Raw genomic sequence first — 20,350 nt, 5'->3', positions numbered from 1 at the left:
GAGGAGGGAGGGGGGGGAGGGGGGGGGGGGGGCGGTGCTGGGAAGGGGGCGGGGGCGGGCCAGCGGCATCGCGACCGAGACGAGCGGTATCGACTGGGCCGAGCTGCTGGTGCAGGTCGTGGTGGCCGCGATCGCGGTCGCGCTGGTGGCCGGCGTTGGTCGCCGCCGCAGCGTCACCCGATAACGACCCGGCAACACCTGGCAGACCAGCACCACCGGCAAGACGGCAACACTGGAAAGAGCGCCCGGCCTTCGGCCGGGCGCTCTTTCGTGCTGGTACGCCCGACTTCGGCCCGATGTCGCAGCGCCGATCGTCGGGTCTCTGCGGTACGGTCGCCACGCTTCGGCCAGTCCCGCCCACTGTCGTAAAGGAATCCTCCGTACTAGGGTGCGGCGGAGAAGGTTAGTTCCAGGCGGCGCGAGGGGAGAAGTGGCGTGAACAGGTGGAAGCGGTTGACCCCGGTCACCGCCATGGTGGCCTCGGCCGCGATGGTGCTGACCGGCTGCGGGGGGTCCGGCGACAAGGCGGCCGACGACAGCAAGCTCACGGTCTGGATGATGGGCGAGGGCGGCGACGCGCAGAACACCTTCCTCGACGGGGTCGAGGCCGAGTTCCGCCAGAAGCACCCCGACACCGATGTGGTGGTGCAGTACATTCCCTGGCTCGAGGCGCCCAAGAAGTTCCAGGCCGCGCTCGCCGGTGGTGAGGGCCCGGACATCACCGAGCTGGGCAACACCGAGACCCAGGGCTGGGCGGCCCAGGAGGCGCTCGCCGACGTGAGTGGTCGGATGGGCGGCTGGGCCGACGGCAAGGACCTGCTGCCCGACCTGGTGCGCAACGCGCAGCTCGACGGCAAGCAGTACGGCGTGCCCTGGTACGCGGGTGTGCGCGCGATCTACTACCGCACCGACTGGTTCGCCGAGGCCGGCGTGCAGCCCCCGAAGACCTGGGACGACCTGGTCACGGTGGCGAAGGCCGTGCAGGCGAAGAAGAAGGGCACGTACGGCATCGCCCTGCCGGGAAACTCGGAGCTGCCCTTCTACTCCTTCCTCTGGGGTGCCGGCGGCGAGATCGCCAGCAACCAGGGCGGCACCTGGAAGTCCGGCTACACCACGCCGGAGGCGCAGCGGGCGGTCAAGTTCTGGACCGACCTGGTGACCGTGCACAAGGTGGCCCCGCCAGCGGCGGCGGGCTGGAACGAGATCGACGCGCGGACCCAGTTCGCCACCGGCAAGGCGGCGATGGCCTTCGCCGGCAGTTGGCAGCAGGGTGCCATCAAGAAGGACAACCCCGAGATCGAGAAGGTCTGGGGTACGTTCCCGATCCCCGGCCCGGACGGCAAGGCGGCACCCGGTTTCGCCGGCGGTTCGGACGTGGCGATCTGGAAGGACAGCGAGCGGCAGGACCTGGCCTGGGACTACCTGACCGTGCTGCTCAACAAGAAGAACTCGCAGAGCTTCGCGAGCAGCCTCGGCTTCTTCCCGGTCTACCAGGACCTGGTGGCCGGTGACGCGTACGCCAACGACAAGGTGATGGCGGCGTTCGCCACCACCATGCAGAACACCAAGCTCACGCCGCTCACCCCGAAGTGGGTGGAGGTCAGCCGGACCAAGACGGTGACCCAGGCGATGAACAGCTCGGTCATGAAGGGTCAGAAGACGGTCGAGAAGGCTACCGCCGACGCGGCCGGTGAGATGGAAAGCATCCTCAACAGCAAGTGAGCTCACAGACATTGAGCCCGGAGACGGCCGCCGCGCGGGAGACCCCTGCGCGGCGGCGTCGCCGGGTGGACCGCCTGCCCTACCTGTTGCTCCTGCCCGCACTGGTGATCATCGGGGTGCTGCTGCTCTGGCCGCTCGGCCAGGTGGTGGTGATGTCCTTCTACCGGCTGAACACCGTCCGGCAACTGCGCGGCGACCGGGAGTGGCCGTGGGTGGGGCTGGGCAACTACGCCGACATCCTCTCCGACCCGTTCTTCCTGACCGTGCTGCGCAACACGGTGTTGTTCGCCGCGGCCAACGTGCTGCTCACCATGGTCCTCGGCACCCTGGTCGGGCTCCTGCTCAACCGGCTGGGCCGCAAGATGGCGACCTTCGTGGCCAGTTGCGTGATGCTCGCCTGGGCCACGCCGGCGCTGACCGGCACCATCGTCTGGAAGTGGATTTTCGACGACACGAGCGGCCTCGTCACGTGGCTGTTCAACGCTCTGCCCGACGGGCTCTCCACCAGCCTGTTCGGCCGTAGCGACTGGACCGGCTACGGCTGGTTCAACTCGCCGCTGCTCTTCTTCGCCATCCTCACCCTGGTGGTGGTCTGGCACTCGTTCCCGTTCATCGCGGTGAGCGTGCTCGCTGGTCTCAAGAGCGTGCCGAGCGAGCTGCACGAGGCCGCCCGGGTGGACGGCGCCAGCCCGTGGCGGGTCTTCTGGAAGATCACCTTCCCGCTGCTGCGGCCGGTCTTCGGGATCCTGATCGTGCTCTCCACGATCTGGGACTTCAAGGTCTTCACCCAGCAGTTCGTGCTGGCCGGCGGCACCCAGGACCGGCCGACGTTCATGCTCGCCATCTACTCGTACGCCGAGGCCTTCTCGCCGCCGCCGAAGTACGGACTCGGCGCGGCCATCGCGGTGATCCTCACGCTGATCCTGTTGATGGTCACCGGCTTCTACGTACGGATGGTGCTCAGGCAGGAGGACGAGTCGTGAAGAAGGTCGCCCTCAACGGCGCCGGGCTGCTGGTCGCGCTCTTCGCGGCGTTCCCGGTCTACTGGATGATCTCCACCTCGCTGAAGCCGAGCAGTGAGATCTTCTCGGCCACCCCGCAGCCGGTGCCGACCCACCCGACGTTGGCGCACTACCGGGAGATCCTGACCGGCAACCTGATCCCCGGGGTGAGTTTCCTCGACTTCTTCCTCAACAGCGCGCTGGTCGCCGTCTCCACAGTGGTGCTCAGTGGGCTGGTGGCCCTGTTGGCCGCGACGGCGGTGGCGCGGTTCCGCTTCAAGCTGCGGACGAGCTTCCTGATCATGCTGCTGGTGGTGCAGATGATCCCACTGGAGGCGCTGGTCATCCCGCTGTTCCTGATGATCCAGCGACTGGGGCTCTACAACACCCTGCCCAGTCTGATCCTCACGTACCTGGGCTTCTCGCTGCCGTTCGCGGTCTGGATGCTGCGTGGTTTCGTCGCCGCGGTGCCCAAGGAGTTGGAGGAGGCGGCCGCCATCGACGGGGCGAGCCGGGCCCAGATCTTCCGGCGGGTCCTCTTCCCGCTGGTCGCGCCCGGCCTGGTGGCCACCAGCATCTTCTCCTTCATCACGGCGTGGAACGAACTGATCTTCGCGTTGACGTTCATCAACGACCAGGGGAGCTACACCCTGCCGGTGGCGATGACCTTCTTCTTCGGCCGCGACGACACCAACTGGGGGCCGGTGATGGCCGCGTCCACCCTGTTCACCCTGCCCGTCATCATCTTCTTCCTGCTGGTGCAGCGGCGGATGGTCTCCGGCCTGGTGGCCGGCGCAGTCAAGGGCTGACCGGTCGGAGACGCCGCCCGGCGGTCAGTCGGGCGGCGGCTTCGGCAGCCGTTCCATCCGGTTCCAACCGGACCAGCCGCGCTCGCGCATCAGCTCCCGCAGCCGCCGCACCCGAGGGTCGGACTCGATGGCAAGCGCGTCGATCAGATCGTGCGGCAGGTCGTCGTCGACCTCCTCGGCGTGCAGGACCTCGCCGGCGGCGTACGCCTGCTCCGCCAGGCAGGCCATGATGTCGGCGGCCTCAGCCAGCCGCGGGTCGTCCTCCTCGTCACCGTCGAAGATCTCCGACAGCACCCGATAGAGCCGGACGACCTGCGGATCATCGAGGTGGGCGATCTTGCCGGGCATCCACTCGACGATGCGGTCGGGCCAGCGCGCCGCGACCAGGATCCACCCGTCCCGTTCGGCCTCCACCATCCGCTGTGACGCCCCGATGCTCCGGAGCCGATCGAGATAGGCGGCGACCTCCGGTGGGAGCGCCAGGGTGTCCCCGGCGGTGAGCTGCGCGATGTGTCTGCGGCTGGTCTCCAGCCGTTGGATCTCGTCGCGCAGGTGGTCGTCGATGGTCCGGATCGCTTCGGCGAAGGCTGAGGCGTCGGCTTCGAGCATTCGACTGATCTGCGACAGCGGCACGCCGGCGTCGGCGAGGGTGCGGATCTTGATGAGCGATACGACTGCGGTCACGCCGTACCGCCGGTAGCCCGAGGCGTCCCGCTCCGGTTCGGGCAGGAGCCCGATCTGGTGGTAGTGCCGCACCGCCCGCACCGTGACGCCGGCATACGCCGCCAGTTGGCCGATCGTCAGCATCCCCTGATCCTGCCCGCAGTCCGCCCAGCTCTGGTCGACACCGGTTCAGGAGATCCTGCGACGGTAGGTGACGTTGGCGAACAGGTAGGCGAGGACGAGGATGCCGACGCACCAGGCGAGGGCGATCCAGATATCGGCACCGACCGGCTGTTGGGTGAACAGGTCCCGGATCGCGTTGACGATGGAGGTCACCGGCTGGTGCTCGGCGAAGGCGCGTACCGGGCCGGGCATGGACTGGGTGGGCACGAAGGCGGAGCTGACGAACGGCAGGAAGATGAGCGGGTAGGAGAAGGCGCTCGCGCCATCCAGCGTCTTCGCGGTGAGGCCGGGGATCACGGCGATCCAGGTCAGGGCCAGGGTGAACAGGACGAGGATGCCGGCGACCGCGAGCCACCCTGACACGCCCGCTCCCGTACGGAAGCCCATGATCAGGGCGACGCCGGTGACGACGACGAGCGAGATCAGGTTGGCGACCAGCGAGGTCAGGACGTGTGCCCACAGCACGGACGAGCGGGCGATCGGCATGGACTGGAACCGTTCGAAGATGCCGCCCTTGAGGTCCAGGAAGAGCCGGAAGGCGGTGTAGGAGATGCCCGAGGCGATCGTGATGATCAAAATGCCGGGCAGCAGGTAGTTCACGTACGAGTCGGTCCCGGTCTCGATCGCGCCGCCGAAGACGTAGACGAACAGCAGCATGAAGGCGATCGGCATGATCGCGGTGGTGATGATGGTGTCCGGGCTGCGGGCGATGTGGCGCAGCGAGCGTCCCAGGAGAACGGCGGTGTCGCCGACGAAATGCTTGTTCATCACTGTTCCTTGTTCGTTCGGGCGCCGACGAGAGTGAGGAAGACGTCCTCGAGGCTGGGCTGCTTCTCGACGTACTCGATCTTTGCGGGTGGGAGGAGTCGCTTGAGCTCGTCGAGGGTGCCGTTCACGATGATCCGGCCCTCGTGCAGGATCGCGATCCGGTCGGCGAGGTGCTCTGCCTCGTCGAGGTACTGGGTGGTGAGCAGGACGGTCGTACCGCCCTTGGCGAGTTCCTTGACGGCCTGCCACACCTCGATGCGTGCCTCCGGGTCCAGCCCGGTCGTCGGCTCGTCAAGGAAGATCACCGGTGGGCTACCGATGAGGCTCATCGCGATGTCCAGGCGGCGGCGCATCCCACCGGAGTACGTCGCCACCCTCCGGCTGCCCGCCTCGGTGAGCGAGAAGCGTCTCAGCAGGTCGTCCGCGACGGCGCCCGGGCCTTTGAGGTGCCTGAGCTTGGCGACCAGGATGAGGTTCTCCCGTCCGCTGAGGATCTCGTCGACCGCCGCGAACTGCCCGGTGAGACTGATCGACTCACGCACCTCGGCAGCCTGTGCCGCGACGTCGAAGCCGTTGACCCGGGCCGTCCCCGCGTCGGCCCTGAGCAGCGTGGACAGGATCTTCACCACCGTGGTCTTGCCCGCCCCGTTGGAGCCGAGCAGGGCGAAGATGGAGCCGCGCGCCACGTCGATGTCCACACCGCGCAGCACCTTCAGTTGCTTGAACGACTTCTCCAGGCCCTGCACCTGTATCACGGGCGACTCGACCTGATCGGTTGTTGGCGGGATGCTCATGGCAGCCAGCATGGAGGGTTGACGCAGCGTCAAGGTCAAGCCCGTACTGCGAATTCACCTAGGCTGACGGTCATGACGGGCAGGGTGGCAGCGGTGAACATCGGCGTCGTGACCGAGGCGCAGTGGGCCGGCGACGCGAGCGGTCGCAGCGGCATCGACAAGCGGCCGGTGGACGGCCCGGTCCTGGTTCGCGTCGAGGGGGTGGTCGGTGACTTCATCGGCGAGCGAGCCCATCACGGTGGTCCTGACCAGGCGGTCTACGCCTACGCCGAGGAGGACGCCGCCTGGTGGGCGGCCGAGCTGGGCCGCGCCGTACGGCCCGGTGGCTTCGGTGAGAACCTGTCCACCTACGCGGTCGACGTGACCGGCGCCGTGATCGGCGAGCAGTGGCAGGTTGGTTCCGCCCTGCTCCAGGTCACCAAGCCGCGGACGCCCTGCACCACCTTCGCGGGGTTCTGGGGCGTACCGGATCTGATCAAGCGGTTCACCGCCCGGGCGCTGCCCGGCGCCTACCTGCGGGTGCTGCGGGAGGGCGAGGTCGGCCCGGGCGACCCGGTCGAGGTGGTGGAGCGGCCCGCGCACGGCGTGACCATCGGCGAGGTGTTCCGGGCGACCAGCCTGGAGCCGGAGCTGCTGCCCCGGCTGCTGGAGGCGGAGGGTCTGCCGGAACCGATCCGGGAGAAGGCCCGCCGCCGCCTCGCCTCCCGCGGCTGACCGCGCTGCCGCGACGACACGCGGCCGTCCTGCCCGGGTCGGGTCAGCCGGCGGCTGACAAGAACCCAAGGACGGAACCGACGGCGGACCGTTGCCCGTATTGTCCCCATCGAGGGCGTGCGGCGGGGGACCGGGTGGAGCGCGATGTCGATGGCGACGGACGGCAGTGCTGCGGCGACGTCACCCCTCGATCCGGGTCTGGAGCGCCCGGCGTTCCTGGAACTCTTCTTCGACCTCGTCTACGTCTTCGCGCTGGTCACCCTGGCGACCATCCTGGCCGAGAACCTCAGCTGGGCGGGCCTCGCCGAGACGCTGGTGCTGCTGCTGGCGTTCACGATGATCTGGGCGCTGACCGTCTGGGGGGCGGACAGCATCAACCTGACCCGCCCGTCCGGGCAGGGGCAGTTCATCTGGGTGGCGGCGGCCAGCCTGCTGTTGGCGGCGCTCGCGCCCGACGCGTACGGCGATCACGGGCTGCTCTTCGCGATCACGTACGTGGTCATCCACCTCAGCTCCTCGGCCTACTACATCCTGGTCGTCTCGCTCAGGAGACCGCCGCGTCGCAGCGTCCGGATCCAGATCTGGGAGGCCATCGCCGGCGTCGGCTGGATCGGTGGGGCGCTCGTCGGCGGGTCGGGGCAGTTGGCGATCTGGGGGCTCGCGGTCGTCGTCGAGTATTCCGCAGCTGTGCTCGGCTGGCCGGTGCCCCGGATCGGCCGCTCACGACCCCGTGACTGGCGGTTGGTCGGGGCGCGGGTGGCCGAGCGGTACCGGCAGTTCGTCATCGTCGCGCTGGGTGTCTCGATCTTCGTGACCGGGACGACCTTCAGCGCCAGCGAGTACACGATGGAGCGGGGTTCGGCACTGCTCGTGGTGTTCACCACCATCGTGCTGATGTGGCGGATCTACACCTACCGTGCCGGTGAGCTGCTGACCGACGCGATCGCCCGGTCGACCAACCCGGCGCTGCTCACCCAGTCCGCCGCGGTCACTCATCTGGTCATGGTGGCCGGAATCGTCGGCGCGGCCGTCACCAGCCACCTCGTGGTGAGTCGCCCGTTCGGCGAGACCCCGCCCTCGTGGGCTGCGGTGATCCTCGGCGGACCCGCGTTGTACCTGGTCGGCCGGGGCGTCCTCGACTTCACCGTGTTCGGGCGGATCTCGCGGTCCCGGCTGGCCGGGCTGGTGCTGCTGGCCTGCGTGGCGCCGACCGTGCCCCTGCTGCCGCCGGTCGCGGTCGCGCTGCTCGCCATGGTGGTGCTGCTCCTGATCGCCGTGGCGAACCTGGTGAGCACGAGACGGCACGCGCGTACGCCCTCGCCACCGATGCTGGGGTGACCGGCCAGGGCGGCGGGGCGGCCCTCATCGTGAGCGCGCGGCGGCCGGGGCCGGGCGGCCTCTCATCCGGACGGCGCGGGGGCCAGGGCGGGACGGTGCCGCGCGGCCAGCTCCTCCCCGACCAGGGTGAACAGGAGGACCAGGTTGGCCAGCATCAGGGCGGCCAGAGGCGGGAGCAGGAGCGTGGCGGGCGCCATGAGGGCGCCCAGCACCACGATCGCCAGCACCCGGGACCAGAGGGTCCGGCCGGTCACCACCGCATCGAACAGGACGCTGCCGAGCAGGAACAGGGCCGGCCCGCCGAGGATGGCGACCATCAACTCGACCGGGGCGCGACCGAACGGCCGGTCGATGACCGTCAGGGTGCTGGCCGAGACCACCACCACCCCGGCCACCATCACCAGATGGGTGTACGAGGTGGAGGTGCCGGGGCGTACCCGCTCCACGGTCGCGACGCTCGGCGGGGCCAGGATCCGCTGGACCCGCTGGAAGTAGAGCTGGAACAGGAGCACCGCGCTGACGAACGCGACCGCGCCGGCGGCCACCCGGCCGGCCGTGAACCCGCTGCCGGCCAGCCCCATGCCGGTGCTCAGGATCAACTCGCCGAGCGCGACGATGAAGATCGCCCGGTGGCGCTCGGAGAGATGCACCCCGGTGAAGATCTGGCTGGCGAGTTCGGTGCGCCCCAGCCCCGGCGTCGGCCAGCCGACCCGGGCCGAACCGAGGTCGACCGCCACCGCGAGCGACCAGAGCACCAGTCGAGCGGTCTCGTCCACGAACACTCCGGCCACCCACGGCGCCACGGTGATGCCGAACCAGAAGAAGACGCGGATGCTCCTGGCCTGGATCGGTCGGTTCACCCGGGTGCCGGGGATCAGGACGGCGTCACGCACCAGGTGGATGCCGAAGTACGCCGCGACGAAGAGCCACCCGTACCGGCCGAAGGCGTAGGGGGTGGCGATCGCCATCAGCAGGGTGCCGAGCATGACCAGCAGGACCGTCGCCTGGATGATCGGCAGTCGGGGGTTGAACAGGTCGGTGAGCCACGCGGTCAGCACCCAGACCCACCAGGCGGCCAGCAGGAGGACGGTGGTCTGCAGCGCACCCCGGACGGTGAGGTCGGCGGCCAGGCTGGCGGCGAGCCGGGAGAACATGAAGATGTAGACCAGGTCGAAGAAGAGCTCCAGGAAGGTCGGGTATTCCGGCTCGCCCCGGCGGCGGAGGATCCGGGGAAGCGGAGCGGACGTCACTGCGACTGCCTCCTGTGCCACCCTGCGCCCCGAGGCGGGGGCGCCGCGCCCCGACCTGCGCACCCGCCACGCTACCGACAGCACGGTCCGCGGTGGTCGGAACGGGCTCGGCCCGTGCGGGGTCGTGTCCGCAAGACGCGCAACGGCCCCCTGCCGTCGTTCAGCGGTGGCAGGGGGCCGTTCTGCAAGCGGTTGGTCAGCGGAGCCAGGGGATGTTGCGATCGAGCAGACCGCGCTCCTTGAGCTCCTTGCGCAGCGGGATCTCGTCGTCGACGTACCCGTCCCAGTTGATGCCCCAGTAGTTGGCGGTGTGGGTGCCCTCACCGATCAGCTGGCGCTGCACCGGGGTGCGGTTGCGGTACCACTCGCCGTTCACGTCGGGGTGCAGCTCGTCCAGGGGACGAATCCACCGGTAGGTGTAGCCGACGAAGAGCATCTTGCGGGTGATGGTCGACAGGTTCGTCGACCGCGAGTGCCACTGCCGGCGGTCGAAGATGAAGGCGTCGCCCGGGTTGGCGGTGATCTCCACCGTGCCCTCCGGGTCGGGGTTCTGCACGGTGAGGTCCGCCGGCCGGGACAGCGAGTTCTTCAGGTGGCTGCCCGGGATGACCTTGGTGGCGCCACGGCCGGTCTCGGAGAGGTCGGACAGCACGTACGCGACCTTCAGCGAGAACATCGGCCGGGGCAGGTTCGGGTCCATCGTCTCCGGGTCGGAGTTCTGCCGGTACCCGTCCTGGTGCCAACCCCAGTACGGCTTCTCCGGCTCGGCGGCCGGCGGGGTGACGTCCAGGTGGTTGTGGTGGGTGTAGATGTTCCAGCCGGCCAGCCCCCACATGTACGGGAAGGCGATCGGGTGGGTGAGCAGCTCGCCGAAGAGCTCGTCGCGCTCCAGGAAGCCCAGCAGGTGCAGGGTGCCGTCCTTCTTGGTGGTGCCCTTCGCCTGCTCCTCCGCGTAGACGCGGTCGACCGCCGCCTCCAGCGCCGCCCGGTGGTCCTCCGTCAGGACGTTGCGCAGCAGGAGGAAGCCCTGCTCGTGGAACTCCTTGCGGTCAGTGTCGCTGATCGGTTCGTAACCGGTCCGGTCGCCGTAATCGAACACCGCGTCGTACCCCTCCCCATGAGGTGAAACCTTTTCTGGCACAGGCCGCCGATCGTAACGCGACGGCCTTTGCCTCGGGGAGGGCGTGTGGGGCGGGTGGGCCGCAGGGGGACCCCGTGCAGTGAGAGGGCTGCGGAGAGTGATTTGACCGTGATCAATAGAGGTGTTCGGGGGGACTTGTCCGATTGTGCGGTGACTGCCGGTTAAGAGATCCGGGTCGGTCAGCCCTCGTTGAACACCTCGGCCACCACCTGGCCGGCGGGGCTCTGGTCGCCGTCCGCCCGGCCCCAGGTGCCCGCCCGGGCGGTCCACTCCAGGTTTCCGAAGCGGACGCGCTTCACGCCGTGGTCCTGGGCGTGGGACACCAGCCAGTGCGCGTACCGCCAGCCGTCACGCTGGTCGCCCGGCGTCACCGCCAAGCCCGTGGGGTCGGTCGGGTCGGTGCCCTTCAGGCCCCAGTCCAGCACCAGGTTGCGGGTCAGCTGGGTGGCCGCCGCCGCACCGTGCATCGCCGGGGTACGCCCGACGGTGCAGGCGACCGCGCCGGTCGCGTCGCCCATCAACGCCCGGCTCAGCACCTCGGAGTCGTCGGCCCACTTCTGGTAGGCCTCCGGGAAGGCCGAGCGCTGCACCCGTTGGGCGGCGTCGGTGACGCGCATCTTCTCCCAGCCGCGCACCTTCTTGAGCGCCGCGTAGAACCGGTTGGCCGCATAGCGCGGGTCACGGATCTGTGCCGGGGTGCCCCAGCCCTGGCTCGGCCGCTGCTGGAACAGCCCGACCGAGTCCCGGTCGCCGTCGGCGAGGTTGCGCAGCCCGGACTCCTGGTACGCGGTGGCCAGCGCGACCACCACGGCCCGCTCCGGCATCCCGCGCTGAGCGCCGATCGCCGCGATGGTCGCCGCGTTGGCCATCTGGTCGGCGTCGAGCGCGACCCGGCCGTCGGCCTGCACGGTGCACTTCCGGGCCGCCAGCGGCAACTGGAGGCGGTCACCGACCTGCCGTACGACGAGCCAGATCGCGATCACGGCGACGAGGATGAGCACCACTCCACCCGCCACGGCTGCCCGAGTTCGCACCCACACCCCCAGATCGACAGTCTGACAAGCGTACGTCCCCCACGGGCCTCTCCGGGTCGTCCGCGCGGTTCCAGGCCGGCCCTGTCGACCCGTTCCGATCGGGGCATTCCCGCTGCGGCCGCGCTCTCACCTGCCCGTACGGCCCTGTGACCAGCCTGATCCGGCGAGAATCGAGGCATCCGGCGCCGGGCCCGTTGTCGGATCGCCGGCACCGTGCGTGCCGGTTGTCTGACCTGTCGTACGCGTCACCGCCCCGACGCCGTCGGAATGGGTTGGCAGGTCGAGGTGCTTACTCCCGATTGACACGTCAATTGCTACCCCGCTCGGCCGTTCACACAGGTGGCCGGGGCAGCCACGGAGCAAGGAGGAGTTCCATGGGAACGCTCGACGGCAAGATCGTGCTCGTCACCGGCACCGGAGGCGGTCTGGGGCGCGTCGCCGCGCAGATCTTCGCGCGGGAGGGCGCGAAGGTCGTCGGGGCCGACATCCAGGTCGCCGGCAACGACGAGACGGTCGCACTCGTTCGCAGCGCGGGCGGCGAGATGACCGGCATCGCGCCGGTCGACCTCACCGACCCGGAGCAGGTGCGGACGTTCGTCGAGGACGCCGCCGCGGTATACGGCGGGCTCGACGTGGTCTACAACAACGCCGCGGCGCTCCGCTTCGGCCCGATGCCCGACTTCTCGATCGAGGACTGGCGGTACACCATCACCGGTGAACTCGACATTCCGTACTTCGTGTCGAAGTTCGCCTGGCCGCACCTGGTGCGGCGCGGTGGTGGCGTCATCATCAACGCCGCCTCCATGGCCGGCTTGATCGCCGGTCACGTCCCCCCGATGGTCGGCCACACCGCCGCCAACGCCGGCGTCATCGGCCTGACCCGACAACTCGCGCTCGAAGGCGCGCCGCACGGCATCCGCGCCGTCGCGGTCAGCCCGGGGCCGATCGTCAGCCCCGCGAGTGAGCGCGACCTGGGTGACAACCAGGCGGCTCGGGACGCGATCACCGGCAAGACGCTCCTCAAGCGGTTCGCCCAACCCGAGGAGGTCGCCGAACTGGTGGTGTTCCTCGCCTCCGACCGGGCGTCGTACATCACCGGCGCGAACTACCCGGTCGACGGCGGCGCGACCGCCTGGTGACCGCACCGGATGGCCCGGGGACGCCACCGCACGCAGAAGGCGTCCCCGGCGGCCCCGGTCCTACCCGGCATGATCCCCGGAGGCACCGTCCAGAGCGGCCACCCATCGAGTCAATCGTTTGGCCCGGAAGGCCATGACCCCCTCGCGCCCCTCGTCGGAGAGGAAGTAGCCGGTCGAGAGGGCGGACAGCCGGGCCAGGTCGGCGCGCAGCTCGGCGGTGCCCGGCCGGCGCAGCAGCTCCTTCGCCCCGGCCAGGGCGCCCGGGGCGCCGCGCACCAGCGAGTCGCAGTAGCCCCGCACCGCGTCGTCCAGGCCGTCCGCCGGGACCGAGGCCGTGACCAGGCCGATCTCGGCGGCGCGTCGGCCGTCGAAGGTGTCCCCGGTCAGGTACAGCTCGGCGGCCGCGCGCGGGTGCAGGCGGGGCAGCACCGTCGCCGAGATCACCGCCGGGATCACCCCGATCCGTACCTCGGTGAAGGCGAACGTCGCCTCGTCGGCGCAGACCGCCAGGTCGGCGGCGGCGATCAGACCCAGCCCGCCGGCCCGTGCCGGCCCACCCACCCGGGCCAGCACCGGCTTCGGGCACTCCCAGATCGCCGCGAGCACGTCACCCAGCATCGCGGCGGGCACGGTTCCGCTGGCGTACGCCGCGGCCGTCTCCTTCAGGTCGGCGCCCGAGCAGAACACCGGCCCGGTGTGGTCGAGCACGATCGCTCGAACCGTCTCGTCGGCGACCGCGTCGCCCAGCCCGGTCAGCAGCTGGGTCATCAGGCCGGTGGAGAGCGCGTTGCGGTTGTGCGGGCTGTCCAGGGTGAGGGTGGTCACCCCACGGGCCGTGGCGACCCGCACGAGGACGTCGGGAGAGGTCATGCCGGGCACACTAGTGGCCATGCCCGGCGTCCTTCCAGATGGTGAGACCGTCCCCGTCGACGGATCGCTGCCCGCCACCGCCACCACGGCGGTCGGCGCGCGCGGCTTCGGCGTGTACGTCCACGTGCCGTTCTGCGCCAGTCGCTGCGGTTACTGCGACTTCAACACCTACACGGCGTCCGAGCTGGGCGGCGGTGCGAGCCGTGAGGGGTACGCCGACACCGTCCTGGCCGAGCTGGCGCTCGCCGCCCGGGTGCTGGGCGACAGCCCACCGCCCCGGGTCGACACCGTCTTCGTGGGCGGCGGCACGCCCACCCTGCTCCCCGCCGACGACCTGGCCCGCATCCTCGACGGCATCGACCGCACCTGGGGGCTGGCCGCCGACGCCGAGGTGACCACCGAGGCCAACCCCGAATCGGTCACCCCGGAATCGTTGAAGCTGCTGCGGGCCGCCGGCTACACCCGGATCTCGCTGGGGATGCAGTCCGCCTCGCCGGGGGTGCTGGCGATCCTGGACCGCAAACACAGCGCCGGCCGGGCCACCGCCGCCGCGCTGGAGGCACGCGACGCCGGGTTCGAGCACGTCAACCTGGACCTGATCTACGGCACCCCGGGGGAGCGCACCGAGGATTTCGCCGCCTCGCTGGAGCAGGTCGTCGCCGCCGGGGTGGACCACGTCAGCGCGTACGCCCTGATCGTCGAGGACGGCACCCGGCTCGCCGCCCGGATGCGGCGCGGCGAACTGGCGTACCCCAGTGACGACGTGGCCGCGGACCGCTACCTGGCCGCGGAGGCCGCGCTCGACGCGGCCGGGCTCTCCTGGTACGAGGTCTCCAACTGGGCGCGCACCGACGACGCCCGCTGCCGGCACAACCTGCTCTACTGGACCGGCGCGGACTGGTGGGGGCTGGGGCCGGGGGCGCACAGCCACGTCGGCGGGGTGCGTTGGTGGAACGTCAAGCACCCCTCGGCGTACGCGCAGCGGTTGGCGGCGGGCGCGTCACCCGGCCTGGCCCGGGAGGTGCTCACCGCCGACGAGGCGCACATGGAGGACGTGATGCTCCGGCTGCGCCTCGCCAGCGGCCTCCCGCTGGCGGTGCTCGACGCCGCCGGCCGGGCGGGTGCCGAGCGGGCCCTGGCCGGCGGCCTGCTGGCCGCCGACGCGTACGCGGCCGGCCGGGCGGTGCTCACCCTGCGCGGGCGGCTGCTCGCCGACGCGGTCGTGCGTGACCTGCTGCCCTGAGTGGGCGGGCCGGCCGGGGGAGCGGCCGACCCGGCATCACTTGATCAGGCGCGCGGAGAGCGGGTAGCGGTAGAGCTGACCCTCGTTGGCCTTGATCCCGGCGATGATGCCGAAGATGGCGCCGAGGGCGATGGCCGCGAAGACCCCGAGGAAGCCGATCAGGATGCAGGACAGCACCCAGCCGACCAGGCCGACGATCGACCAGATGAGCTGGAAGTTGAGCGCCGCCACGGCGTGCGCCCGCACCGTCGGGGACTGGTTGCCGCGTGCCAGCATCGCCACCAGCGGGGCGATCCAGCCGAGCACACCGCCGCTGACGATCGCGCCCGCGGCACCACCGAAGTGGGCGACCAGCGCCCAGGTCTTGTCCTCGCTGCTGGCGAAGCCGCCGCCGGTGCCGCCGTAGGCGCCGCCGGTCGGGTAGCCACCACCGGGCGGGGGATAGCCGCCGGACGGCGGGTAGCCGCCACCCGCCGGAGGGTAGCCGCCTGACGGCGGTTGGTCACCGGTGGGCGGAGGATAGCCACCGGCCGGGGGATAGCCGCCCGGGCCTGGTGCCCCGGACAGTGGTGCGGTGGGCGGCTCCGACGACGGGTACGAGCCCGGGGAGGTCGGCTCCGGCGGGTAGTTACCGGGGTCACCCGCGCCGGGAGGGCGAGGAGGTTCAGTCATGGATGCCACCGTAGGGGCACGTGGCAACGCGGCACCAGAGCGACACCGTCGGGCGGTGCGGGTCCATCGGGCCGGTGGGGGTGTCGTGGGCCGCACCGACGGGCGGCCGTTGATCATCGCGTCGGCGGGCACGCCGACGTAGACTGGCACTCGTTACAGTCGAGTGCCAGGACGGCCCGGCCGGCCCAGGATGCCGGCGGCCGACGTGCGACAGGAGGTGCGGAGGATGGGTCTCGACGACCGGAAGCTTGCCGTGCTCCGCGCCATCGTCGAGGACTACGTCTCCACCCAGGAGCCGGTCGGCAGCAAGGCGCTGGTCGAGCGGCACCAGCTCGGGGTCTCCCCGGCCACGGTCCGCAACGACATGGCCGTGCTGGAGGAGGAGGGCTACATCCGGCAGCCGCACACCAGTGCCGGCCGGGTGCCCACCGACCGCGGCTACCGACTCTTCGTCGACCGGTTGTCCCGGGTCAAGCCGCTCAGCCCGGCCGAACGCCGGGCCATCGAGCGCTTCCTGGTCGGCGCGGTCGACCTCGACGACGTGGTGCACCGCACCGTACGCCTGCTCGCCCAGCTCACCCGGCAGGTGGCCGTCGTGCAGTACCCGAGCCTGGCCCGTTCCTCGGTGCGTCACCTGGAGCTGGTGCCGATCTCCACCACCCGACTGATGGTCGTCATGATCGCGGACACCGGGCGGGTGGAGCAGCGGCTCGTGGAGCTGCCCGGGCCGGTGCCCGCCGACGACGTCACCGACCTGCGCCGGAAGGTCAACGAGAAGCTCGCCGGCGCCCGGCTGTCCGACACGCCGCCGCTGGTGCAGGCGCTGGTCGAGGAGTCGTCACCCAAGCTGCGTCCGGCGATGACCACGCTCGCCACGGTGCTGCTGGAGACCCTGGTCGAGCGACACGAGGAGCGCATCGCCCTGGCCGGCACCGCCAACCTCACCCGGGGTGGCCTGCTCGACTTCCAGGGTTCCCTGCGGCCGATCCTCGAAGCGTTGGAGGAGGAGGTCGTGCTGCTCAAGCTCATCGGCGAGACCGAGCCGAGCACGACCCGGGTGCTGATCGGCGACGAGAACGAGTTCGACAACCTGCGGGCCGCCTCCGTTGTCAGCACCGGCTACGGCCCGGGCGCCACGATCGTCGGCGGCCTGGGGGTGCTGGGGCCCACGCGGATGGACTACCCCGGCAACATCGCCACGGTTCGCGCCGTGGCACGCTACGTGGGCGAGTTGCTGGCCCAGAACTGATTGGTCAGGGCCGATGCGGCCGGCTGCGGCCGCCGACCGGCACAACGCGAGACGAACATGAGGACACGGAACGCAGTGGCCAGGGACTACTACGGCATTCTCGGTGTGAGCCGGGAAGCCTCCGATGACGAGATCAAGCGCGCCTACCGCAAGCTGGCGCGCCAGTTCCACCCGGACGTCAATCCGGACCCGGAGGCTCAGGAGAAGTTCAAGGACATCAACGCCGCGTACGAGGTCCTCTCGGACGACCGGAAGCGGCAGATCGTCGACCTGGGCGGCGACCCGCTCGCCCCGGGCGGTGGCGGTGCCGGCGGCCCCGGAGGCCCCGGTGGTGCCGGCCCGTTCGTCGGTTTCCAGGACATCATGGACGCGTTCTTCGGCGGTGCCGCGGGCGGCGCCCGTGGTCCGCGTCCGCGTACCCGGCCGGGTGCCGACGCGATCCTGCGCCTCGAACTCGACCTGCACGAGACGGCGTTCGGCGTCGAGGCCCCGATCACCGTCGACACCGCCGTGCTCTGCACCACCTGCTCCGGCGCCGGCACGGCGGCCGGCACGCACCTGGCGACCTGCGAGGCGTGTGCCGGTCGGGGCGAGGTGCAGTCGGTGCAGCGCACCTTCCTCGGCCAGGTGGTCTCCGCCCGGCCGTGCACCGTGTGCCAGGGCTACGGCACGACCATCCCGCACCCCTGCCCCACCTGCGCCGGCGACGGCCGGGTACGCACCCGCCGCTCGCTGACCGTCAAGATCCCGGCCGGTGTCGAGGACGGCATGCGCATCCGGCTGGCCCAGCAGGGCGAGGTCGGCCCGGGTGGCGGCACCGCCGGCGACCTCTACGTGGAGATCCACGAGCGGCCCCACGACGTCTACTCCCGCAAGGGCGACGACCTGCACTGCCGGGTCACCGTGCCGATGACCGCGGCGGCGCTGGGCACCCGGCTCACCATCAAGACCCTGGACAGCGAGGAGACGGTCGACGTCAAGGCCGGCACCCAGCCGGCCAGCACGCTGCGGCTGCGCGCCCGCGGTGTGCCGCACCTGCGCGGCACCGGCCGGGGCGACCTCTACGTGCACCTGGACGTGCGGACACCGACCAAGCTCGACCCCGACCAGGAGAAGATGCTGCGCGACTTCGCCAAGACCCGCGGTGAGGAGGTCGCCGAGTTGTCCAAGCAGGGCGGCTTCTTCTCCCGGATGCGCGACGCGTTCAACGGGCACGCCTGAGGTGTCCGCGCCGCTGTTCCTGGTCGAGGCGCTACCCACCGGTGACGCACTGACCCTGGACGGCCCGGAGGGGCACCACGCCGCCACCGTGCAGCGGCTGCGCGTCGGCGAGGAGCTGCTGCTTGCCGACGGCCGGGGCGGCACGGCCGCCGCCGTGGTCACCGCCGTCGGCCGGGGCACCCTGGAGGTCACCATCACCTCCCGGGGGTACGCGGACGCGCCCGTACCCCGGATCGTCACCGTGCAGGGCATCGCTAAGGGCGACCGGGGCGAGTTGGCCGTGCAGGCGATGACCGAGGTCGGCGTCGACGAGATCGTGCCCTGGGCGGCGTCGCGCTCGGTGACCCAGTGGCGCGGTGACCGGGGCGTACGGGCCCGGGAGAAGTGGGTGGCGACCGCCCGGGAGGCGGCCAAGCAGGCCCGCCGGCCGTGGCTGCCGGTGGTGGCCGGTGCGCCCGACGAGTCCACCGCCACGGTGGTCCGCCGGATCGCCGGCGCCGCCGCCGGGTTCGTGCTGCACGAGGAGGCCGACGAGCGGCTCACCACCGCCGAGCTGCCCTCCACCGGCGAGATCGTCCTGGTGGTCGGCCCCGAGGGTGGCATCGCCCCGGCCGAGCTGACCGCGTTCCGCGAGGCCGGCGGCCGGCCGGTGCGGCTCGGGCCGGCGGTGCTGCGTACCTCGACCGCCGGGGTGGCGGCGCTCAGCGTGCTCGCCGCCCGCCTCGGCCGCTGGTGACCCCCGACGCGTGATCGGTCAGGGGCGGGGGAACACCGGCACGACCTCTTCCTCCGGCGTCAGGTCCAGCCCGGCCGGTCCGATGAGCAGCGGGTCGGGCGTGCCGACCACCTCGCGGTCCTTGCCCGCGTAGTCGAAGCGGTGCAGCACGTGGCGCATCGCCTCCAGCCGGGCCCGCTTCTTGTCGTTGCTCTTCACCACCGTCCACGGCGCGTCGGCGGTGTCGGTCCAGAAGAACATCGCCTCCTTGGCCTCCGTGTACTCGTCCCACCGGTCCAGTGACGCGATGTCCATCGGGGACAGCTTCCACTGCCGGACCGGGTCGACCTGGCGGATCGCGAACCGGGTGCGCTGCTCGTTCTGGGAGACGGAGAACCAGAACTTGACCAGCCGGATTCCCGAGCGCGTCAGCATCCGCTCCAGCTCCGGGGCCTGACGCAGGAACTCCAGGTACTCCTTGCGGGAGCAGAAGCCCATCACCCGCTCGACGCCGGCCCTGTTGTACCAGGAACGGTCGAACAGCACGATCTCACCGGCGGCCGGCAGGTGCGCCAGCCACCGCTGGAAGTACCACTGCCCCGCCTCCCGCTCGTCCGGCTTCTCCAGCGCCACCACGGAGGCGCCACGCGGGTTGAGGTGCTCCATGAAGCGTTTGATGGTGCCGCCCTTGCCGGCCGCGTCCCGACCCTCAAAGATGATCACCAGACGCTCGCCGGACTCCTTGATCCAGTCCTGGAGCTTGAGCAACTCGATCTGGAGCAGCCGCTTGTCGCGGTCGTACTCGTCACGGTCCATCCGCTCCTCGTACGGGTAGTCGTCCCGCCAGGTGTCGACGGGCGTCCCGTCCGGTCGGAGCAGGACGGGGTCGTCGTCGTGGCCATCGGCCACCTGGTAGTTGGCGGTGAGATCCAGCAGCGCGGAGTCGGCCATGTCGGCGAGACTTACCCGTTCTCGTGCCGCGAGCCACCCCCCTGACCGGGTGAATTGGCCGGCTGTTGCGCCGTCAGCTGCGCAGGTAGGAGGCGCCGTTGAGATCGACGATCGTGCCGGACGCCCACTCGGCCTGGGGCGAGGCCAACCAGTGCACCGCGGCGGCGATCTCCTCCGGCTCGGCCACCCGGTCGAACGGGCTCTGCGCCCGGATCGCCGCCCCGCGCTCGCCGCGCAGGTGATCGGTGGTCATGTCGGTCGCCACGAACCCCGGCGCGACGGTGGCGACCGTGATCCCGTACGGCGCGAGCGCCACGGCGAGCGACTGACCCAGCGCGTTCAGACCCGCCTTGCTGGCGCCGTACGCGGGCTGGTCCGGCTCGCCACGGAACGCCCCTCGGGACGAGACGTTGACGATCCGCCCACCGCGTTCGCGCATGTGCTGGGCGGCGCACCAGGTGACGTTGCCGGCGCCGGTGAGGTTGGTCTCCAGCACCTGCCGCCAGCGCTGCTGCCACTGCTCGTAGGAGGTGCCGAAGATCGGGTGCGGCTCGTCCCGGTCGCCGTACGTCCCGGCGTTGTTGACCAGGACGTCCAACCCGCCGAGCAGCTCGGCGGCCCGGTCGACCATGGCCCGGACCGCGTCCGGGTCGGTGAGGTCCGCGCGGACCACCACGTGCCCGGCACCGGGCAACTGCGCGCGCAGCCTCTCGGCAGCCTCGGCGGAGTCGCGGTGGTGGATCGCCACCCGGTCGCCGCCGACTGCGAACGCCGTCGCCACCGCGCGGCCGATCCCGCGCGAGGCCCCGGTCACGAGTACCGCCCGATCCGTCATGCCGGCCATCCTGCCTCAGCCACCGCAGGCGTGGCGAA

General features: G+C 70.9%; 20 protein-coding genes and 1 pseudogene. 11 read left to right on the top strand and 10 right to left on the bottom strand.

The genetic code is table 11. From position 1 onward, the window contains the following. The 4 genes and pseudogenes from LADH09A_RS30885 to LADH09A_RS30870 all read left to right on the top strand — a co-directional run. Positions 1 to 184, top strand: a pseudogene (locus tag LADH09A_RS30885) (GlsB/YeaQ/YmgE family stress response membrane protein); the annotation flags it as partial. Between the two features lie 251 nt (positions 185 to 435). Beyond that, a complete protein-coding gene (locus LADH09A_RS30880; RefSeq protein WP_238649195.1) occupies positions 436 to 1,722 on the top strand; it encodes a sugar ABC transporter substrate-binding protein in 1,287 nt (428 codons plus the stop codon). Further along, entirely contained in the window at positions 1,719 to 2,705 is a 987-nt protein-coding gene (locus LADH09A_RS30875) for a carbohydrate ABC transporter permease (RefSeq protein ID WP_238649194.1), read from the top strand. Before LADH09A_RS30880 ends, LADH09A_RS30875 begins: the two co-directional genes overlap by 4 nt. Further along, a complete protein-coding gene (locus LADH09A_RS30870) occupies positions 2,702 to 3,532 on the top strand; it encodes a carbohydrate ABC transporter permease (RefSeq protein ID WP_238649193.1) in 831 nt (276 codons plus the stop codon). Before LADH09A_RS30875 ends, LADH09A_RS30870 begins: the two co-directional genes overlap by 4 nt. A 24-nt stretch (positions 3,533 to 3,556) precedes the next feature. Here the strand turns inward: LADH09A_RS30870 and LADH09A_RS30865 are convergent, their stop codons facing one another. The 3 genes from LADH09A_RS30865 to LADH09A_RS30855 are packed head-to-tail and all read right to left on the bottom strand — an operon-like array spanning position 3,557 to position 5,940. Then, complete coding sequence (locus LADH09A_RS30865) at positions 3,557 to 4,339, bottom strand: MerR family transcriptional regulator (RefSeq protein ID WP_238649192.1); 783 nt, start codon at positions 4,337 to 4,339, stop codon at positions 3,557 to 3,559. Between the two features lie 45 nt (positions 4,340 to 4,384). Then, positions 4,385 to 5,146: an ABC transporter permease gene (locus tag LADH09A_RS30860; protein ID WP_238649191.1), complete on the bottom strand. Its 762-nt coding sequence runs from the start codon at positions 5,144 to 5,146 to the stop codon at positions 4,385 to 4,387. Beyond that, positions 5,146 to 5,940 (bottom strand): ABC transporter ATP-binding protein, encoded by a 795-nt coding sequence (locus LADH09A_RS30855; RefSeq protein ID WP_238649190.1) that lies wholly within the window; start codon positions 5,938 to 5,940, stop codon positions 5,146 to 5,148. Before LADH09A_RS30855 ends, LADH09A_RS30860 begins: the two co-directional genes overlap by 1 nt. 72 nt (positions 5,941 to 6,012) lie before the next feature. On the opposite strand from LADH09A_RS30855, the gene LADH09A_RS30850 reads away from it, so the two are divergent. Beyond that, complete coding sequence (locus LADH09A_RS30850; RefSeq protein ID WP_238649189.1) at positions 6,013 to 6,654, top strand: MOSC domain-containing protein; 642 nt, start codon at positions 6,013 to 6,015, stop codon at positions 6,652 to 6,654. Positions 6,655 to 6,798: 144 nt separating this feature from the next. Continuing rightward, positions 6,799 to 7,992, top strand: coding sequence for a low temperature requirement protein A (locus LADH09A_RS30845; RefSeq protein ID WP_238649188.1), 1,194 nt, complete (start codon positions 6,799 to 6,801; stop codon positions 7,990 to 7,992). Between the two features lie 62 nt (positions 7,993 to 8,054). On the opposite strand, the gene LADH09A_RS30840 is transcribed toward LADH09A_RS30845, so the two are convergent. The 3 genes from LADH09A_RS30840 to LADH09A_RS30830 all read right to left on the bottom strand — a co-directional run bounded on the left by LADH09A_RS30840 (position 8,055) and on the right by LADH09A_RS30830 (position 11,423). After that, on the bottom strand, positions 8,055 to 9,242 hold the full coding sequence (locus LADH09A_RS30840) for a low temperature requirement protein A (protein WP_238649187.1): 1,188 nt from the start codon (positions 9,240 to 9,242) through the stop codon (positions 8,055 to 8,057). A 196-nt stretch (positions 9,243 to 9,438) separates the two neighbouring features. Then, positions 9,439 to 10,341, bottom strand: coding sequence for a phytanoyl-CoA dioxygenase family protein (locus tag LADH09A_RS30835; RefSeq protein ID WP_238649186.1), 903 nt, complete (start codon positions 10,339 to 10,341; stop codon positions 9,439 to 9,441). A gap of 221 nt (positions 10,342 to 10,562) precedes the next feature. Next, on the bottom strand, positions 10,563 to 11,423 hold the full coding sequence (locus LADH09A_RS30830) for a hypothetical protein (RefSeq protein WP_238649185.1): 861 nt from the start codon (positions 11,421 to 11,423) through the stop codon (positions 10,563 to 10,565). Between the two features lie 368 nt (positions 11,424 to 11,791). Here LADH09A_RS30830 and LADH09A_RS30825 point away from each other — a divergent pair, with 368 nt between their 5' ends. Beyond that, on the top strand, positions 11,792 to 12,556 hold the full coding sequence (locus tag LADH09A_RS30825) for an SDR family NAD(P)-dependent oxidoreductase (RefSeq protein WP_238649184.1): 765 nt from the start codon (positions 11,792 to 11,794) through the stop codon (positions 12,554 to 12,556). Between the two features lie 60 nt (positions 12,557 to 12,616). Here the strand turns inward: LADH09A_RS30825 and LADH09A_RS30820 are convergent, their stop codons facing one another. Further along, positions 12,617 to 13,426, bottom strand: a complete 810-nt coding sequence (locus tag LADH09A_RS30820) for an enoyl-CoA hydratase-related protein (protein WP_238649183.1) — start codon at positions 13,424 to 13,426, stop codon at positions 12,617 to 12,619. A 19-nt stretch (positions 13,427 to 13,445) separates the two neighbouring features. Here LADH09A_RS30820 and hemW point away from each other — a divergent pair, with 19 nt between their 5' ends. Beyond that, positions 13,446 to 14,669 (top strand): radical SAM family heme chaperone HemW, encoded by a 1,224-nt coding sequence (gene hemW, locus LADH09A_RS30815; protein WP_238649197.1) that lies wholly within the window; start codon positions 13,446 to 13,448, stop codon positions 14,667 to 14,669. Between the two features lie 36 nt (positions 14,670 to 14,705). Here the strand turns inward: hemW and LADH09A_RS30810 are convergent, their stop codons facing one another. Further along, positions 14,706 to 15,341: a DUF4870 domain-containing protein gene (locus tag LADH09A_RS30810; RefSeq protein WP_238649182.1), complete on the bottom strand. Its 636-nt coding sequence runs from the start codon at positions 15,339 to 15,341 to the stop codon at positions 14,706 to 14,708. Between the two features lie 226 nt (positions 15,342 to 15,567). On the opposite strand from LADH09A_RS30810, the gene hrcA reads away from it, so the two are divergent. The 3 genes from hrcA to LADH09A_RS30795 all read left to right on the top strand — a co-directional run bounded on the left by hrcA (position 15,568) and on the right by LADH09A_RS30795 (position 18,547). Next, a complete protein-coding gene (gene hrcA / locus LADH09A_RS30805; protein ID WP_238649181.1) occupies positions 15,568 to 16,590 on the top strand; it encodes a heat-inducible transcriptional repressor HrcA in 1,023 nt (340 codons plus the stop codon). 75 nt (positions 16,591 to 16,665) lie between these two features. After that, positions 16,666 to 17,811, top strand: coding sequence for a molecular chaperone DnaJ (gene dnaJ / locus LADH09A_RS30800; protein WP_172862226.1), 1,146 nt, complete (start codon positions 16,666 to 16,668; stop codon positions 17,809 to 17,811). 1 nt (position 17,812) lies between these two features. Further along, positions 17,813 to 18,547, top strand: a complete 735-nt coding sequence (locus tag LADH09A_RS30795; RefSeq protein ID WP_238649180.1) for a 16S rRNA (uracil(1498)-N(3))-methyltransferase — start codon at positions 17,813 to 17,815, stop codon at positions 18,545 to 18,547. An 18-nt stretch (positions 18,548 to 18,565) separates the two neighbouring features. On the opposite strand, the gene ppk2 is transcribed toward LADH09A_RS30795, so the two are convergent. Further along, positions 18,566 to 19,477 carry a polyphosphate kinase 2 gene (gene ppk2 / locus LADH09A_RS30790; RefSeq protein ID WP_238649179.1) on the bottom strand — a complete coding sequence of 304 codons (912 nt, stop codon included), beginning with the start codon at positions 19,475 to 19,477 and terminating at the stop codon, positions 18,566 to 18,568. A 73-nt stretch (positions 19,478 to 19,550) separates the two neighbouring features. Beyond that, the gene (locus tag LADH09A_RS30785; protein ID WP_238649178.1) at positions 19,551 to 20,312 is read right to left on the bottom strand and encodes an SDR family NAD(P)-dependent oxidoreductase; all 762 of its coding nucleotides are present in this window, start codon (positions 20,310 to 20,312) and stop codon (positions 19,551 to 19,553) included. Between the last annotated feature and the right edge of the window lie 38 nt (positions 20,313 to 20,350).

The organism is Micromonospora cabrerizensis (assembly GCF_022230955.1).
In the GTDB taxonomy this organism is placed as follows: Bacteria; Actinomycetota; Actinomycetes; order Mycobacteriales; family Micromonosporaceae; genus Micromonospora; species Micromonospora cabrerizensis.
This window is presented reverse-complemented; position numbering and strand designations above follow the sequence as displayed.